Annotated in this window: 16 protein-coding genes and 2 tRNA genes; 12 read left to right on the top strand and 6 right to left on the bottom strand. The window is 39.0% G+C overall.

From position 1 onward, the window contains the following. The first annotated feature begins 95 nt into the window (after positions 1-95). Complete coding sequence (locus tag EP1_RS02900; protein WP_067623176.1) at positions 96-449, top strand: iron-sulfur cluster biosynthesis family protein; 354 nt, start codon at positions 96-98, stop codon at positions 447-449. A 23-nt stretch (positions 450-472) separates the two neighbouring features. Here EP1_RS02900 and EP1_RS02895 read toward each other — a convergent pair whose 3' ends face one another. Further along, positions 473-1,093, bottom strand: a complete 621-nt coding sequence (locus EP1_RS02895; protein ID WP_067623174.1) for a flavin reductase family protein — start codon at positions 1,091-1,093, stop codon at positions 473-475. A gap of 11 nt (positions 1,094-1,104) precedes the next feature. Next, entirely contained in the window at positions 1,105-2,079 is a 975-nt protein-coding gene (locus tag EP1_RS02890; protein ID WP_067623172.1) for a ring-cleaving dioxygenase, read from the bottom strand. A gap of 122 nt (positions 2,080-2,201) precedes the next feature. On the opposite strand from EP1_RS02890, the gene EP1_RS02885 reads away from it, so the two are divergent. Then, entirely contained in the window at positions 2,202-2,858 is a 657-nt protein-coding gene (locus tag EP1_RS02885; RefSeq protein ID WP_067623171.1) for an HAD hydrolase-like protein, read from the top strand. 87 nt (positions 2,859-2,945) lie between these two features. On the opposite strand, the gene apf is transcribed toward EP1_RS02885, so the two are convergent. Further along, positions 2,946-3,548 carry an aggregation-promoting factor gene (apf, locus tag EP1_RS02880; protein ID WP_067623168.1) on the bottom strand — a complete coding sequence of 201 codons (603 nt, stop codon included), beginning with the start codon at positions 3,546-3,548 and terminating at the stop codon, positions 2,946-2,948. Positions 3,549-4,378: 830 nt separating this feature from the next. Here apf and EP1_RS02875 point away from each other — a divergent pair. The 4 genes from EP1_RS02875 to EP1_RS02860 are packed head-to-tail and all read left to right on the top strand — an operon-like array spanning position 4,379 to position 8,282. Further along, positions 4,379-5,110, top strand: coding sequence for a GntR family transcriptional regulator (locus EP1_RS02875; protein WP_067623164.1), 732 nt, complete (start codon positions 4,379-4,381; stop codon positions 5,108-5,110). A gap of 12 nt (positions 5,111-5,122) precedes the next feature. Next, a complete protein-coding gene (locus tag EP1_RS02870; protein ID WP_067623162.1) occupies positions 5,123-6,298 on the top strand; it encodes an SIS domain-containing protein in 1,176 nt (391 codons plus the stop codon). A 26-nt stretch (positions 6,299-6,324) separates the two neighbouring features. After that, entirely contained in the window at positions 6,325-7,329 is a 1,005-nt protein-coding gene (gene lacD, locus EP1_RS02865; protein WP_067623159.1) for a tagatose-bisphosphate aldolase, read from the top strand. 11 nt (positions 7,330-7,340) lie between these two features. Next, positions 7,341-8,282: a hexose kinase gene (locus EP1_RS02860; RefSeq protein WP_067623156.1), complete on the top strand. Its 942-nt coding sequence runs from the start codon at positions 7,341-7,343 to the stop codon at positions 8,280-8,282. Between the two features lie 13 nt (positions 8,283-8,295). Here EP1_RS02860 and EP1_RS02855 read toward each other — a convergent pair whose 3' ends face one another. Continuing rightward, complete coding sequence (locus EP1_RS02855) at positions 8,296-9,006, bottom strand: GntR family transcriptional regulator (RefSeq protein WP_067623153.1); 711 nt, start codon at positions 9,004-9,006, stop codon at positions 8,296-8,298. Positions 9,007-9,175: 169 nt separating this feature from the next. Between EP1_RS02855 and EP1_RS02850 the strand changes: the two genes are divergently transcribed. The 5 genes from EP1_RS02850 to EP1_RS02830 are packed head-to-tail and all read left to right on the top strand — an operon-like array spanning position 9,176 to position 13,569. Next, a complete protein-coding gene (locus EP1_RS02850; RefSeq protein ID WP_067623150.1) occupies positions 9,176-10,954 on the top strand; it encodes a glycoside hydrolase family 35 protein in 1,779 nt (592 codons plus the stop codon). A gap of 2 nt (positions 10,955-10,956) precedes the next feature. Continuing rightward, a complete protein-coding gene (locus EP1_RS02845; RefSeq protein WP_067623146.1) occupies positions 10,957-11,436 on the top strand; it encodes a PTS sugar transporter subunit IIB in 480 nt (159 codons plus the stop codon). A gap of 13 nt (positions 11,437-11,449) precedes the next feature. Beyond that, the gene (locus tag EP1_RS02840) at positions 11,450-12,349 is read left to right on the top strand and encodes a PTS mannose/fructose/sorbose/N-acetylgalactosamine transporter subunit IIC (RefSeq protein ID WP_067623143.1); all 900 of its coding nucleotides are present in this window, start codon (positions 11,450-11,452) and stop codon (positions 12,347-12,349) included. Further along, a complete protein-coding gene (locus EP1_RS02835; protein ID WP_067623140.1) occupies positions 12,336-13,145 on the top strand; it encodes a PTS system mannose/fructose/sorbose family transporter subunit IID in 810 nt (269 codons plus the stop codon). The genes EP1_RS02840 and EP1_RS02835 overlap by 14 nt, the downstream gene beginning before the upstream one ends. Before the next feature lie 19 nt (positions 13,146-13,164). Next, positions 13,165-13,569 carry a PTS sugar transporter subunit IIA gene (locus tag EP1_RS02830; protein WP_067623138.1) on the top strand — a complete coding sequence of 135 codons (405 nt, stop codon included), beginning with the start codon at positions 13,165-13,167 and terminating at the stop codon, positions 13,567-13,569. Positions 13,570-13,881: 312 nt separating this feature from the next. On the opposite strand, the gene EP1_RS02825 is transcribed toward EP1_RS02830, so the two are convergent. Continuing rightward, positions 13,882-13,954: transfer RNA gene (locus EP1_RS02825), tRNA-Thr, on the bottom strand. A 117-nt stretch (positions 13,955-14,071) separates the two neighbouring features. After that, positions 14,072-15,229 carry a serine hydrolase domain-containing protein gene (locus EP1_RS02820; RefSeq protein ID WP_067623136.1) on the bottom strand — a complete coding sequence of 386 codons (1,158 nt, stop codon included), beginning with the start codon at positions 15,227-15,229 and terminating at the stop codon, positions 14,072-14,074. 119 nt (positions 15,230-15,348) lie between these two features. Between EP1_RS02820 and EP1_RS02815 the strand changes: the two genes are divergently transcribed. Next, positions 15,349-15,422: transfer RNA gene (locus tag EP1_RS02815), tRNA-Asn, on the top strand. Positions 15,423-15,754 lie beyond the last annotated feature (332 nt).

The following is a 15,754-nucleotide window of genomic DNA, read 5'->3' as shown; positions in this document are numbered from 1 at the left end:
TTAAAGACAATCTTTTAGATTGTCTTTTTTTTGTGAGCAAAGTAGTAAGTTGATTTTAGATTTCGTGTTATGCTTTGTATGAGGTGATGAGTTTCATGTATATAGAAATAGCAGATGAATTAGTAAAAAAGCTTGAACAATATCAAGACAGTCGAATTGTATTAGATTTGGATGATGGTGTAGGACGCTATTCAAAGTCCGGTAGTTGTGCATTAAATATTAGTTTTCGTTTACTGATTTTGACTAAGGATCAAGATCATTCGGATTATACGTTAGATGTTGAAAGTAATATCGGTAAAATTGCTATTAAGAAACATTCAAAAATGTATTTGGAAGATCAAATGACGTTAACGTTTGATCCTCGGATGTCTTTGATTAAATTAAAGGGCCCGAGCGGTCAGATTGACGGAAATGTTCAAATTATTGATTTACGCGAAAATAAGGAGTGAGCTCGTTTAAGCTCACTCCTTATTTATTTTGGTCTTTTAACATCAATCATTTTTGCGATATGGCTGTAAGTGTTACCAGCTAAACGAGCTAATGGATTCAATGCTAATGGGTCAATATATTCTTTTTCTGAATTAAAAATTTTTTCATCAAAATAGTAGTTTAAAACTTCAAGGATAAATAGATCGCTAATAATCGTATCTTCGTGATCATTGACCGGAATATATTGATGAAGTCGAACTTCAAAACGAATCGGTGCTTCTTGAATAGCGGGCACAGAAACTTCATGGCTGTCTAATAAAGTCAGTTTACTATTAGCTAATTCGCTTTCTTCAGCAGGTAGAGAAGCTGCTGACCAATTCATTTCAGTGAGTAGCTCATCGTTTACCAAATGAATTACAGCTTCTTGTTGATGGAGTAAATTGTATGCTGTATCCTTCATTTCCTGGTCGTTACGATTGATGGATAAACTGACTAAAGGCAATTCTTTAGCAACAACATTAAAGTAGCTAAAAGGAGCTGCATTTACTACTTTTGTCTCTTGATTAAGTGTGGTGATCCAAGCAATCGGGCGAGGAATGATACTGCCAGTCAAAAATTTGTAATTTTGTTTAGTAGTTAACTCTTTGGCGGAATAAAAGAACATCGCAATTCTCCTTATTGCCGTTTTTTATTGGCATCTGATGTATCAAAAGGTCGAACATAGGCTTCAATTTCTGCCCGTTTTGATTGTAGATGTGGAGGTAATGATAAAATCTCTCCGGCATGGTCATAAGTTTCATCTTGTAAAAATCCAGGACCATCGGTTGCTAATTTAAATAAGACACCAGGGGCTGCTAAGAAATATTCGGATTGGAAATAGAACCGATCAACAAAACCAGAATTTGGGAATTCAAGGGCATTGATTTTTTCAATCCAGTCTCGGAGGACCGTGTCATCGGCAACTCGTAAAGCTAAATGATGGACATTACCATAGCCTTCTTGAGCAGGTAATAGATCAGGCTGATCATCTACTATGATAGTCGCACCATTTCCCCCTTCAGCTACCTCAAACTGGTGTAGACTGCCTTCTGTAGCAGTTTCCTCAAAGCCTAATAGATTTTCTAGAACTAATTTCAAGTGTTCAAATTTAGCAACTGTTACGATGGTTGGTCCTAAACCAAAGATTGCATGTTCAGCAGGAACGTTTGAATTTTTCCAAGGCGTCCCACCGGCAACCCCTTGATTTTTTTCGTCGGAAACTAATTGGAACCATTGATCATCATAGTCCTGAAACTCAAGGTATTTTTTACCAAAGTGTTCTTTAATTTCACCGTGTTCAACCCTTAAATTAGAAAAACGAGTTGCCCAATATTCTAGTGAAGCATCTGTTGGAACACGGAAACCTGTTCGAGAAATTGTATTGGTTCCTTTTTTTCCTTTAGGAATGTTTGGAAAATCAAAGAAGGTCATATCAGTACCGGGAGCTCCCGTATCATCGGTAAAGTATAAATGATAAGTTTCAATATCATCTTGATTGACCGTTTTTTTGATCATCCGTAAACCTAAAATATCAGTAAAGAACCGATAATTCTTTTCGGCGCTAGAAGTCATAGCTGTAACATGGTGTAATCCACGAATTTGTGTGTCCATAATAAATCCCTCCTGTTTCTTACTAAAAGTAAGTTTACGTGAGTTTATTTTTTTAAGCAAGGATTTTGCCTTTAGTTGATATTTTTGGACTGAATCATTAGGATAGAAGTAGGAGGTTGATTATGAAGAAAAATGTTTTATTTGATTTGGATGGGACTTTGACGGATTCAAGTGAAGGCATCTTGAATAGTATTTGTTATATGATGGAAAAATTGGGCTTGGAAATTCCTGATGAGGCAACCTTGCACAGTTTTATTGGACCGCCGTTAAGCGAATCCCTGCATCAATTATACGGAATGTCTTTTACTGAAGCACAGCAAGCGGTGAACGTGTACCGGGAATACTACGGAAATCATGGGATTACGCAATTAACGTTGTATCCTGGGATCACAGAAATGTTGACGGATCTATCGCAGGAGTATCATTTAGCTATTGCTACGTCAAAACCAGAAGCTTTTGCTAAACAAATCATTGAGACTGCCGGATTAACCAACTTTTTTTCTGGAATTTTTGGTGCTGATTTAGCTGGAGAGCGTTCAACAAAAACGGAAGTATTGCGGTATGCTTTAGCACAGCTAGAACAAGTTCCTGGTGTGATGATTGGTGATCGAAAATTTGATATTTTAGGAGCGAAAGCAAACCGGTTGAAGAGTATTGGTGTTTTGTATGGTTTTGGTGATCTGGAAGAGTTACAGGAAGCCAACCCAGATCAAATTATTGAAAAAGTTGAAGATATTGGGGCGGCCATAAGGGAAATATTTTTTGAGGAAATTGAATAAATTCGTTGTTTTAGATAAATAAGTAACCTGTTGAAATAAAAAAATCCCTCAAGCGAGGGATTTTTTTGTTTCTAATTAAACTTCGTCTTAGTACCAGCCGTTTGCTTGCCAGAAAGCTTGAGCACCTTCCCACGAACCGTAGCGAGAAGTTACGTATTGGTCAGCAACGCGTTCTTGGTTAGCAGCAGAGTAGTCACCATTTAAGTATGAAGCTGATAATTGGTAACGTCCGATGTATTGACCGTTAGTGGCTGTGTAAGAGCCGCTAGATTCACGTTGGGCAATCCATTCTTTAGCAGCGTTCGTGCTTGCAGGGGTTGTTGCTTCAGCAGCAGGAGCCGCTTGGGTTTGTTGTGCAGGAGCCGCTTGTTCAACAGCAGCAGTTTCTTCAACCGGAGCGGCTTGGACAGTCGCAGTTTGAGCAGGGGCTACTGTTGCAGAGCCTTTTGCATCCGTATCAATTGTTAAGTTTTGACCTTCAAAAATCATGTCAACATTAGAAATTTTGTTTTCTTTTGCGATTGAATCAATCAAGCTGTTGTCGCCAGCAAATTTGATTGAGATTTTTGATAAAGTATCGCCAGATTGAACAGTGTAGTTTTCAGCAGCGTGAGCATCGTTTGTTCCTAGTGCAAATACTGCACCGGCAGTTAGTAACGTAGTAAGTACAAGCGTTTTTCCAAATTTCATTATGTAAATTCCTCCAAAAAGTTTTTAATTGAATCAGTCATTTCGACTACGAGACATACTTTACCATCCTTCTGTGTGTCTGTGGTTATAAACTAGTAACAAGAAGTTACAGTGTGGTGTAAGAATGTAACAAACGATGTCTAAAATGGAGCTTTTGAAATACTTAAACTCTTTTAAGAATGATTAAATGGCACTGTCAGGTAAAGGTTTTTGGTGTTTTTTTCGGTAGGTTATTTTTGAAAACGCTTAGCAAAACTGCAATCTTGCAACCTTGTTGTAAAAAATCAGAAAATTGAGTCAGTAAAAAACGAATAAAAATAACGCAAGTTCCTTAAGAAATAGTTAACGTAGTAGTGTTATTCACTTTAAATATAAATTTATGGCTAAAAATAATTGTTGATTGGCGGAGCCGGAGCTGAATTTAGTTTCTTGAAACGGAGGTATAAGATATTTCAAGGAAGGGTGTCAGTTTTTTTGGGGACAGAAACGACGGAAGGGGCTGAATAAATCGTGAGCAGCGCTTCTTGACGATTTATTCAGCCTTATTATAGAAGAAAATAGAATAATACTTTAGAGGGACCAGCGAATCAGCTGGCATTTTTTTAGAGATTCAGCCCAAGTGGTATTAGATTTTTTGTTGGTATGATCAAATAAAAAAGAAAAAATGAGATCGCGGATTTTATTTGAAAAAAATTCTCAAATCGAAACGTTGATATAACAACACTTTTTAGCTGTTTAAAAAATAAAAAATAAAATCCATTGACAAAGGTAAAAAAACCACCTTACCATTGGTTTGTGGTTATAACCAGTTAAGGAGATAGGAGAATCCCATGGAAACCTCTTTTAAAAACAAAGCTTTGTATCATCAGCTTGTCGATCTGTTGAAAGAACGGATGGAAAATAGCATGATTCCCCATGACAAGCTACCCTCTGAACGAGAATTGACAGTTCAATATGGAGTCAGTCGGACGACGGTTCGTTTGGCTTTACAAGAATTAGAAAATACCGGTGATATTTATCGCCGTCATGGTAAAGGGACTTTTGTTTCCGATCTAAAAAAAGATGCTGCAGATTTAGCTGGCGCTTATAGTTTTACGGAACAGATGAAAAACCTTGGAAGAAATCCTGAGACAAGAATATTATCTTTTGAAAAGATTGAAGCGGATAAGTTTATCGCTCAGCATTTGAATCTTTCGTTAGGTGAGGCAGTCTTTAAGTTAAGTCGCTTGCGGATTGCGGATCGTGAACCGTTAATGGTGGAAGAGACTTATTTACCAGTCAAGTTTTTCTTGGATTTGGATGATCGATTGTTACGTAGCAAACCGCTGTATGATCTTTTTTCAGAGAACTTTGATCAAACTGTTCGATTAGCTGATGAAGAATTATATGCCAGCATCGCCGCAAAAGATGATGCCAAACAATTGATGATTCCAGAAGGGGCACCAGTTCTTCATCTAGCTCGACAAACCTATAATATGAAAAATGAAATTATTGAATTTACTTTGAGTGTTGCACGAGCGGATCAGTTTCATTATCAGATTCGCCATATTCGAAATAGTTAGGAGCGTTAAGAGATGTTCACATTAGAGAAAGAAAAATTAGAACAAATGGGTGCGGAAATTACCACCCGTGAGATTTACCAACAACCAGAACTTTGGGAAGAAATGATTGGTCTTTATCAAGCAGCAAAACCCGCATTGCAGGACTTTTTAGCTGAAGTTAAAGAGCAAGCCAAAGGTCAACGGACACGTGTAATCTTCACCGGTGCAGGTACTTCACAATATGTGGGAGATACCGTAGTTCCCTATTTGCGTAAACATGGAGATTTAAAAACTTTTAGTTTTGAAAGTATTGGTACGACCGATATTGTGGCCGAACCATTGGAATATTTGATTAAGGATGAACCAACTTTGTTAGTTTCCTTTGCTCGTAGTGGGAATAGTCCAGAAAGCTTGGCAGCAGTTGAAATTGCGAATCAAGTGGTTGATACGATCCACCATTTATCGATTACTTGTGCTGAAGCAGGCAAGTTGGCCCAAATCAGTAAAAAAGAAGCTAACAGCTTTCTATTTTTGATGCCAGAACGTTCGAATGACGATGGTTTTGCGATGACCGGCAGCTTCTCTTGTATGTCATTAGGCGCATTATTAACCTTTGACCAAACTGACTTTGAAGCAAAGCAAAAATATATTGAAACATTAACTACATTAGGTAGAGAAGTCATTGCACGGGAAAATGAGATTCAAAAAATTGTGGAGCTAGATTTTGAACGGGTAGTTTATGTGGGTTCTGGTAGCCTAGCTGGCCTGACTAGAGAAGCACAGTTAAAACTCTTGGAACTAACGGCTGGTAAAATTGCAACAGTCTTTGATTCATCCATGGGCTTCCGGCATGGTCCTAAATCATTCATTAATGAAAAAACTGTGATGTTCGGATTTGTGAACAACGATTCTTACACGCGTGATTATGACTTAGATGTCTTAGAAGAAGTTCATGGCGATAAAATTGCTGCAGGCGTCTTTGCGATTGGTCAAGCCGGGGTCCGGAATTTTTCTGGCGATACGTTTGAATTTGCGACTGAGGCTCAATTATTACCGGATGGCTACTTAGCTTTAGCAGATATCATGGTTGCTCAGACCTTTGCTTTAATGACATCGGTAAAAGTAGCCAATAAACCAGATACGCCATCACCAACAGGAACTGTAAACCGTGTTGTAAAAGGTGTAATTATTCACGAATATAACAAGTAGGAAGCATTCATTTGGGAGGAAAAGTCATGCACACATTAACCGCAGGAAAAAAAGCAGCGATGGATCGTTTATCAACAAAAGAAGGAATTATCAGTGCCTTAGCCATCGATCAACGAGGCGCTTTGAAAAAAATGATCAAAGCTTTGGGTGTCGAGCCAACAAGTGAACATATCGAACAATTTAAGAAGTTGGTTTCTAGTGAATTGACAGCGTATGCATCCGCAATTCTATTAGATCCTGAATATGGCTTACCGGCTGCACAAGCACGCCACGAAGAAGCTGGCTTGCTACTAGCCTATGAAAAGACCGGGTACGATGCAACGACACCGGGACGTTTACCGGATTTACTAGCTGATTGGTCAGTTTTACGTTTGAAAGAACAAGGTGCTGATGCAATTAAGTTCTTGCTTTATTATGATGTCGATGAAGATCCGGCAATCAACCATCAAAAACACGTGTTCATTGAACGTTTAGGCAGCGAATGTGCAGCAGAAGATCTGCCGTTTTATTTGGAATTGGTTTCCTATGATGCTCAAAATGCTGATGCAAATTCACTTGAATATGCGAAAGTCAAACCACACAAAGTAAATGAAATGATGAAGGAATTCTCAAAAGACCAGTATAAAGTGGATGTTTTAAAAGTTGAAGTTCCGGTCAATATGAATTATGTCGAAGGCTTTGCTACTGGCGAAATAGCCTATACAAAAGCTGAAGCAGCGAATTATTTCTTGGAACAAAGTCAAGCAACCGACTTACCCTTCATTTTCTTGAGTGCAGGTGTCTCTACCGAATTATTCCAGCAAACGCTAGTCTTTGCTAAAGCAGCCGGATCAACTTTTAATGGGGTACTTTGCGGCCGGGCAACTTGGAAAAATGGCGTAAAACCGTTTGTTGAATCAGGAGAAGCAGCGGCTCGCGAATGGCTGCAAAATGAAGGACGCGATAATATTGAAAGTTTGAATAAGATTGTCGCTGAAACGGCCAGTTCATGGCATACGAAGTTGCCGATTGCTGAAGCAGTCGTAAAATAGGAGGAAAACTTGTGATAGTAACCGTAACGCTGAATCCTTCGATTGATATTTCTTATCCATTGGACAACTTGAAGCTTGATACGGTCAATCGGGCTCCTCAAGTAAGCAAAACGGCTGGTGGAAAAGGGTTGAATGTCACTCGCGTCATTCATGATTTAAAAGGGGATGTGTTGGCGACGGGGGTGCTGGGAGGATTTCATGGAGCCTTTATCGCCGCAGAATTAGAAAAGGCCGGAATCAAACAGGACTTTACCCCAATCAAAGAAGAAACCCGGGATTCTATTGCTATTTTGCATGAAGGGTTTCAGACGGAGATTTTAGAAACGGGTCCCACCGTTGCCAGTGCAGAACAGACAGAGTTTCTAGATAAATTTCAAGAATTGTTAAAGCAAGCAACGATTGTTACTATTTCTGGCAGCTTAGCTAAAGGGTTTCCCTCGAACTTTTATCAAACGTTAGTGGGATTGGCACAGGCAGAAAATGTGAATACTTTAGTAGACACTTCAGGAGCTAGTTTAAAAAATGTTTTAGCTGGCCCCCAAAAACCGTATTTGATTAAACCCAATTTGGAAGAGTTGGAGGCTTTGTTAGGTCGGACTTTCTCAGTAGAGCGCCTGACTGAACTACAAAGTGCTTTACTAGAGCCGCTATTTGTGGGAATCGAATGGATCGTTGTGTCTTTAGGCAAAGCTGGCGCACTGGCAAAACATAACGACACCTTTTATCGGGTCACTATTCCAACAATTAAAGCCGTTAATCCGGTCGGTTCGGGTGATGCTACGATTGCCGGTTTTGCTTATGGACTTTCCCAAAAGCTCACGGATCAGGAGTTATTAAAAATGTGCATGGCAACCGGAATGGCGAATGCCCAAGAACAAACTACGGGCCATGTTGACCCAAGCAATGTCACAGAACATTTCAAAAAGATTGATATAAAAAAGATCGAGCAATAGCTCGATCTAAACGTTAAGTGTTATTAGAGACTAATTCAATCTTATAAAAGTTCCATTTCTTATAGGACTCCACGTATTCCAAGACTTGCTGCGTATCTTTACGCCTGGTTACACGAATTTGTAAGACCGTTGGTTCAGTCGAAGCTATTTGTAGCTTTGCGGCTTTTTCATCAGGGGTTGGAAATTTAATTTCATTGGTTTCGGTAAAAGCTTCTTCATTCATATGGATATTATAATCCAACTTGAAACGTTGATAAATAGAGCTGTAATAGCTTAATTCAGGATAATTCGGGTTCACGTATTGTTCGGGCAAATATGTTTGATGGTAGATATAAGGAACGCACTCCGTCGTGCGGAGCCGCTCAATGCAGTAATAAAATCCACTACTGGGTAAATTTAATTTGCTTAGAAATTTAGGATCATTGCCGCGTTCAATCGATAAGACTTTCACCTGATCGTTACTAATTGGGAAAAGCTCAATATCGGAAAACTCGACTAGTTTCCCTTTACGAGCCCGCGAGACGAATGAGCCGCGACCTTGATGGCGCACTAAAAAGCCATCTTTTACTAAATCGTTCAATGCCCGAATGACTGTAATTGAACTGACGTTGAACATTTCAGTCAATTCAGCTTCCGTATAAAATTTATCACCGTTTTCGAATTTTCCGGAAATGATTTGCTGTTTCAGCTCATCTTTTATGATTTGATATTTTGGAATTGCCATAGTCTTCCTCCAAATAATGAATAGAGATTAAAAATTCCATTAGATTTTTGAAAATCTCTTCAATAAATTGATTTTAACACATCGAGAGAGAATAAAAAGGATTGACTTTCGATTCGGAATAATTTAATATATTAATATATTAAAAACGCTTTCAAGAAGAGGTGAGGATTTGAATACATTTGAAATTAAAGAAGATTTTTTGTTGAATGATGAGGCCTTTAAGATTATGTCCGGCGCGATTCACTATTTTCGGGTGGAACCTTCCGATTGGTATCATTCACTTTATAATTTGAAAGCATTAGGATTTAACACCGTTGAGACATACGTGCCTTGGAATTTACATGAGCCAAAAAAAGGTGAGTTTCATTTTGAAGGTATTTTAGATTTGGAACGCTTTTTAACGTTGGCTCAGGAATTAGGGCTGTATGCGATTGTTCGTCCGTCTCCTTACATTTGTGCAGAATGGGAATTTGGTGGTTTTCCCGCTTGGTTGTTGCAAGCACCACTGAGTATCCGCCGGAATGAAACCGCTTATTTGGAACATGTTGCTGATTATTACGATGTCTTAATGAAAAAAATCGTCCCTCATCAGCTAGCCAATGGCGGAAATATTTTAATGATTCAAATTGAAAATGAGTATGGTTCTTTTGGAGAAGACAAGGACTATTTACGTTCGATTCGAGACTTGATGGTTGAACGGGGAATTACAGCGCCCTTCTTTACTTCCGATGGTCCATGGCGAGCAACCTTGCGTGCCGGCAGTATGATCGAAGAAGATATTTTAGTTACTGGAAATTTCGGATCAAAGGCAAAAGAGAACTTCGCCTCAATGCAGCAATTTTTTGATGAACACGGGAAGAAATGGCCACTGATGTGTATGGAGTTTTGGGATGGCTGGTTCAATCGTTGGAAAGAGCCGATTATTCAACGTGACCCTAAAGAGTTAGCAGAGGCTGTCAAGGAAGTTTTGGCCCAAGGCAGTATTAATCTATATATGTTTCATGGCGGGACCAATTTTGGCTTTATGAATGGTTGTTCTGCTCGTGGGGTGTTCGATTTACCCCAGATTACTTCCTATGATTATGGCGCACCGTTGGATGAACAAGGCAATCCAACGGAAAAATATTTCGCCTTGTATCAGATGATTCATGAAACTTATCCAGAGCTTGAGCAGCTAGAACCTTTAACAAAGCGATCAATCGAAAAGAATAAGATTCCATTGACTGATAAAGTCAGTCTTTTTGAAACATTGGAGACTATCAGTCAACCGCTTCAATCCACGTATCCACAAACCATGGAAGCCTTAGGACAAAATACCGGCTACTTGCTTTATCGTACGATGATTGAAAGGGATGCGGACGAAGAACGGCTGCGAGTGATCGATGGTCGTGATCGTAGTCAGGTGTTTCTTAACCAAGAATTGCAAGCAACTCAATATCAAACAGAAATTGGTGAAGATATTCATGTTGCTATGCCAGAAGCAGTCAATCAACTTGACGTTCTAATTGAAAATATGGGGCGAGTCAATTATGGTCACAAGCTCTTTGCCGACACACAGAAAAAAGGAATCCGGACAGGTGTGATGGCTGATCTGCATTTCATTACGAATTGGCAACAGTATTCATTGCCGTTAGAAAGTTGTGAGACTGTTGATTATTCACGTGATTGGCATCCGCAGCAGCCAAGTTTTTATCGCTATGAATTTACTTTAGCTGAAGTAGGTGACTGTTTCATTGATTTAACTAAATTTGGTAAGGGAAGTGTCTTTGTCAATCAGACAAATATCGGTCGTTTTTGGGAAGTTGGACCGACCCTGTCACTGTATATTCCCAACGGTTTGTTAAAAGTCGGTAATAATGAGATCGAGATCTTTGAAACAGAAGGCACGTATCAGCCGGAAATAAGTTTATTAAAAGCACCACTATATAAAGAAATGAGAGAGGGATAAAGATGAGTATTATCGGAGTAAGAATTGATGGACGTTTAATTCACGGTCAAGTAGCAAATTTATGGACAACCAAATTGAACATTACTCGTATTATGGTTGTTGACGATGAGGTAGCACAAAACGATATTGAAAAAAGTGGGTTGAAGTTAGCGACTCCAGCAGGCGTGAAGTTAAGTGTTCTACCGATTGAAAAAGCAGCGACCAATATTTTGGCAGGTAAATACGATTCTCAACGGTTATTGATCGTTGTGCGAAAACCTGATCGTTTATTAAAATTGGTTGAATTAGGTGTGCCAATTGAAGAAATTAATGTAGGAAATATGTCTCAAACCGATGAAACCCGCTCGATTACTAAGTCGATCAATGTCGTTGATGAAGATGTAGCAGTATTTAATGAGTTAAATGCTAAAGGTGTGCATTTAATTGCACAAATGGTTCCAAGTGATAAAGCAGAAGACTTTATGAGTCTTTTAGCTAAGTAGGGGGAATAGAAAAATGGATATCTTATGGTGGCAGATCTTATTATTAACATTATATGCAGGGTATCAAATTTTAGATGAATTACAAATTTATTCTTCATTAAGTGCACCCGTTTTTGCCGGTTTATTTGCGGGAATAGTTATGGGGGACTTAAAAGCTGGTCTTATTATTGGTGGTAGTATGCAATTAACCGTTTTAGGTGTAGGGACATTCGGAGGTGCGTCAAAAATTGATGCCAACTCTGGAACGATTTTAGCAACCGCCTTTTCAGTGGCTTTAGGGATGAACCCGGAACAAGCGATTGCAGCCATCGCAGTACCGGTTGCCAGCTTGATGATTCAATTGGATATTTTAGCTCGTTTTGCCAATACTTATTTTGCACATCGAATCGATAAGTTAGTCGAAGATATGAATTATAAAGGAATTGAACGGAATTTCTTAATGGGCGCTCTTCCTTGGTCATTATCGCGGATGGTTCCAGTCTTTCTAGCCTTGGCATTCGGTGGTGGTTTAGTCGAAAAAGTCGTTGCAGTTTTAAACGGCGATTTGAAATGGTTAGGTGATGGCTTATCTGTTGCGGGGGCTGTTTTACCAGCAGTCGGTTTTGCGATTCTGTTACGTTATTTACCAGTCAAAAAACATTTCCCTTATTTGATTCTAGGCTTTACGTTAACCGCGTTATTAGGAACCGTCTTCACCAATATGCAAGTTTTAGGTACTGGAGTTGCTAGTGTCGTGAAAGATTTCGACGGGATCTTCAATTCACTACCAATGTTGGCTGTTGCGTTGATTGGTTTCGCGCTAGCAGCAATCAGCTATAAGAATGGACAGTTGGTACCGAATGTGTCAGTTTCGAAGAAAGACGGCAGTTCCGACGATTCAGATGAAGGAGAGATTGAAGATGACGAAATCTAATTACAAGTTAACGAAGGAAGACTTTAAACAGATCAATCGCAGAAGTTTGTTCACTTTCCAGCTAGGTTGGAACTATGAACGGATGCAAGGCTCAGGGTATCTTTATACGATTTTGCCACAATTACGTAAAATCTATGGCGATGATACCCCTGAATTAAAAGAAGTGATGAAGACACATACACAATTTTTTAATACGTCAAACTTCTTTAATACAATTATTACTGGGATTGACTTAGCGATCGAAGAAAAAGAAGGAATCAGCGGAAAAGAAACCGTTTCTGGTTTGAAAGCTGGTTTGATGGGACCGTTTGCCGCAATTGGTGATTCGATTTTTGCCGCTTTGATTCCAACAATTTTTGGGGCATTAGCTGCGAATATGGCAATCAATGGTAATCCAACAGGGATCTTTATCTGGATCATTGCACAAATCGCAGTCATGATTTTCCGTTGGAAACAATTGGAGTTTGCTTATCGTGAAGGGATCTCTCTAGTGACGACGATGCAGCATCGCTTGACTGCCTTAACCGATGCAGCAACGTTACTTGGGGTCTTCATGGTTGGCGCATTGGTGGCGACCATGATTAATGTGAAATTCTCATGGGCACCAAGTATTGGAGATGTTACCTTAAATATGCAAAATAATCTCGACATGATCTTGCCGCGGCTCTTGCCAGCTGGGATCGTGGGGGCAGTCTATTGGATGCTTGGTAAAAAGAATATGACTTCAACTAAAGCAATTTTTATCGTGTTAGTAGTCTGTGTGGCACTATCTGCTTTAGGCGTTATTTCTAAATAATTCAGACGGAGGAAAAGCAATGAGTAAAGCCTTAGTTTTAATAAGTCATGGATTATTTTGTGAAGAGTTAAAAAAGAGTACGGAAATGATTATGGGACAACAAGCTAATATCTATACAGTCAGTTTGCTTCCTTCAGAGTCAGCTGAAGATTTTCGTCAAAAATTCGAAGCAACAATCGCAGATTTAACGGATTTTGTTGTATTGGCTGATTTGATGGGTGGAACACCTTGCAACGTCGTTTCCAGAATGATCTTAGAAGGCCAAGCAATCGATCTGTATGCTGGAATGAATATGCCGATGGTGATTGATTTCATCAATAGTGAATTGATTGGTTCAGAGATGGCTTTGGTCGAAGCGGCTACGAGCAATACTGTTCATGTTAATGAACGCATCAATAATGATGATGATGACGAGGATGAATAGATTCGGATAAAACGATTATTGATTAAGCCAGGGAAATGATTCCCTGGCTTTTTTGTCTGTCGCACCTTTTTTTGTACTGTGATTCAGTTAAACAATGTTAATGGAACTGGGGAATCAACGTGAATTTTAGCGGGAAAACTGCAACAATCACGTCAAAACAACGATTGGATACCAGAAGAGCTAGTTAAAAAACTATTTATCTCACAGAGTACGGTCTCTTTAGGACTATCGCCCGTTGCTTGCTATGTTGTAGCTAGTGAAAGAAAGACTGAAGGCAAAAAAAGAACGTTGATTTCTCAACGTTCTTAGAAGAGCCACCTGTCGGGCTTGAACCGACGACCTCTTCCTTACCATGGAAACGCTCTACCAGCTGAGCTAAGGCGGCATAGTTATTTAATACAAGATATAGAATAGCGAAGTAAGGACTATTTGTCAACTAGTTAAGTAGAAAAAATTCTAGCATTGAATCTTCTAAATTCTTTATTTTTAACAAAATCGGCGCTTAAAAGCTAGCGTCGATTTTGTTATAGAGGCGAGAAATAAGTGCGTTGTATCCCTGTGATTGATTCCAAACATTTGATAGTAAAATAATGCCGCTTTGTCCATCTTTGGAAAAATCGACAACTGTTTCAAAACGAGCCTTAACGCCACGTGTATGGTAACTATGGGTCATAGTATAAATACCACTAGCATATTTTTCACCAGGATAGGTTTGCCACAGTTGCATACGCTCTTGATTGGTTAAAAATTCATCATTGAAGAGGTTTTGAAAATAGCGGTAAAGATCCCCAGCCGACATAAAGACATTGCCTGTTCCTAATTCATCCGCGTAAGATGAAACAGTTGTGGGTGCGTAGACTGGGCCGTTGGCACTTTGTGAGTAAGAAAGTGCCTGTTTTTTATTCGTTTCTGAATAAAAACTGGTTTCTTTTAATTTCATGGGTTCCTTCAGCTGTTTATCAAAGAGCGAACGGTAGTCGGTTTGATAGACTGCTTCTAAAATTCCGGCTAGTAAAACATAATTCACTGGTTGATAGGAATAATTGGTGTTTGGTGCCGTGCTTGTTTGGTGAATGGTCTCGGATAATATTTTTTTGGTATCGGTAGTATTCAAAGCAGTAACTTTTTTTTCGTTAACACGTAGGCCGGAGCTCATATTCAGCATATCCTTAATAGAAATATTTTCGCTGTTAGGGATTTGTGGATAAAAGGAGCTGAGTTTTTGATCCAAGAATAGTTTACCGGCTTTGACAGCTTGCATAATCAGATAAGCGGTCTGGCCTTTTTGGACCGAGCCGATACAGTATTCAGTATTGATCGTATTGTGAATCCTTTTTGACTGATCTTTCCAGCCGTATGCTTTGTTTAAAATGACTTGTCCATTTTTAAAAACTAAAGCAGTTCCGCTGAAATTTTTTTCGACAAGAGTCTGTTCTAGATTGGCCGCTAAAGCATCTCTTGGTTCTATTGTTTTCTGGTTGTTTAGATTGGCCAAGTTTTTCAGTTGGCTGTCGGTTTCGCTTGAAGTTCGTGTTGCTAAGTGCGCTTTGTGGAGCTGCTCAACATAAATTCCACCTAGTGCTAGGATGAGAATTAACAAAAGTGAGAGACCCAATTTTAGGCTAAGTTTTTTTCTTTTTTGACGATGTCTTCCCGGCATAAAAATTCCCCTAGTTCTTATTGGAATTGCTCAATTTATTATTTCCATAATCCTAGCTTTATTTTGTAAAAATAGGATTGCATCATGAAATAAAAATTGATATTATAGTAGAGTATTCTTCCGGCATAGCTCAGTTGGTAGTAGCGCATGACTGTTAATCATGATGTCGTAGGTTCGAGTCCTACTGCCGGAGTTCTTGGAGGCGATCTTTAGATCGTCTCTATTTTTTTACACCTAAAAAGTGAATTTTGTATGAATAAAAATCTTAAATGTGAGGGAATTGTTGAGAAAAGCATGACCTTTTTTTAAAACCAGTCTGATCCCTTTGAACCTTGAAAAAATCCTCGTTATACTGACTAAACAAGGATGTCAGTTCAACCTTTCGCAGGATACACAGGAGACTAAGAAGAGGAATAATTTTCCCGAAATTGAGCAAACCTCTGGTATGTCCACATTAGTTGAATGATCTGGGGCATTCGAATGAACTAAATTTCTGTGAAAGTTTAGTGCTACGAATAAGGAGGG

Source organism: Enterococcus pseudoavium NBRC 100491, assembly GCF_001544295.1.
Lineage (GTDB): Bacteria > Bacillota > Bacilli > Lactobacillales > Enterococcaceae > Enterococcus_A > Enterococcus_A pseudoavium.
The sequence above is the reverse complement of the archived record's forward strand: the minus strand, read 5'-3'. Positions and strand labels throughout refer to the sequence as shown.

Excerpts from the sequence above, each read along its gene's own strand:
- EP1_RS02840 (WP_067623143.1), top strand. The coding sequence starts at position 11,450 with ATGGATATCTTATGGTGGCAGATCTTATTATTAACATTATATGCAGGG.
- EP1_RS02875 (WP_067623164.1), top strand. The coding sequence starts at position 4,379 with ATGGAAACCTCTTTTAAAAACAAAGCTTTGTATCATCAGCTTGTCGAT.
- EP1_RS02835 (WP_067623140.1), top strand. The coding sequence starts at position 12,336 with ATGACGAAATCTAATTACAAGTTAACGAAGGAAGACTTTAAACAGATC.
- lacD (WP_067623159.1), top strand. The coding sequence starts at position 6,325 with ATGCACACATTAACCGCAGGAAAAAAAGCAGCGATGGATCGTTTATCA.
- EP1_RS02830 (WP_067623138.1), top strand. The coding sequence starts at position 13,165 with ATGAGTAAAGCCTTAGTTTTAATAAGTCATGGATTATTTTGTGAAGAG.
- EP1_RS02820 (WP_067623136.1), bottom strand. The coding sequence starts at position 15,229 with ATGCCGGGAAGACATCGTCAAAAAAGAAAAAAACTTAGCCTAAAATTG.
- EP1_RS02855 (WP_067623153.1), bottom strand. The coding sequence starts at position 9,006 with ATGGCAATTCCAAAATATCAAATCATAAAAGATGAGCTGAAACAGCAA.
- EP1_RS02900 (WP_067623176.1), top strand. The coding sequence starts at position 96 with ATGTATATAGAAATAGCAGATGAATTAGTAAAAAAGCTTGAACAATAT.
- EP1_RS02890 (WP_067623172.1), bottom strand. The coding sequence starts at position 2,079 with ATGGACACACAAATTCGTGGATTACACCATGTTACAGCTATGACTTCT.
- EP1_RS02885 (WP_067623171.1), top strand. The coding sequence starts at position 2,202 with ATGAAGAAAAATGTTTTATTTGATTTGGATGGGACTTTGACGGATTCA.
- EP1_RS02845 (WP_067623146.1), top strand. The coding sequence starts at position 10,957 with ATGAGTATTATCGGAGTAAGAATTGATGGACGTTTAATTCACGGTCAA.
- EP1_RS02895 (WP_067623174.1), bottom strand. The coding sequence starts at position 1,093 with ATGTTCTTTTATTCCGCCAAAGAGTTAACTACTAAACAAAATTACAAA.
- EP1_RS02870 (WP_067623162.1), top strand. The coding sequence starts at position 5,123 with ATGTTCACATTAGAGAAAGAAAAATTAGAACAAATGGGTGCGGAAATT.
- apf (WP_067623168.1), bottom strand. The coding sequence starts at position 3,548 with ATGAAATTTGGAAAAACGCTTGTACTTACTACGTTACTAACTGCCGGT.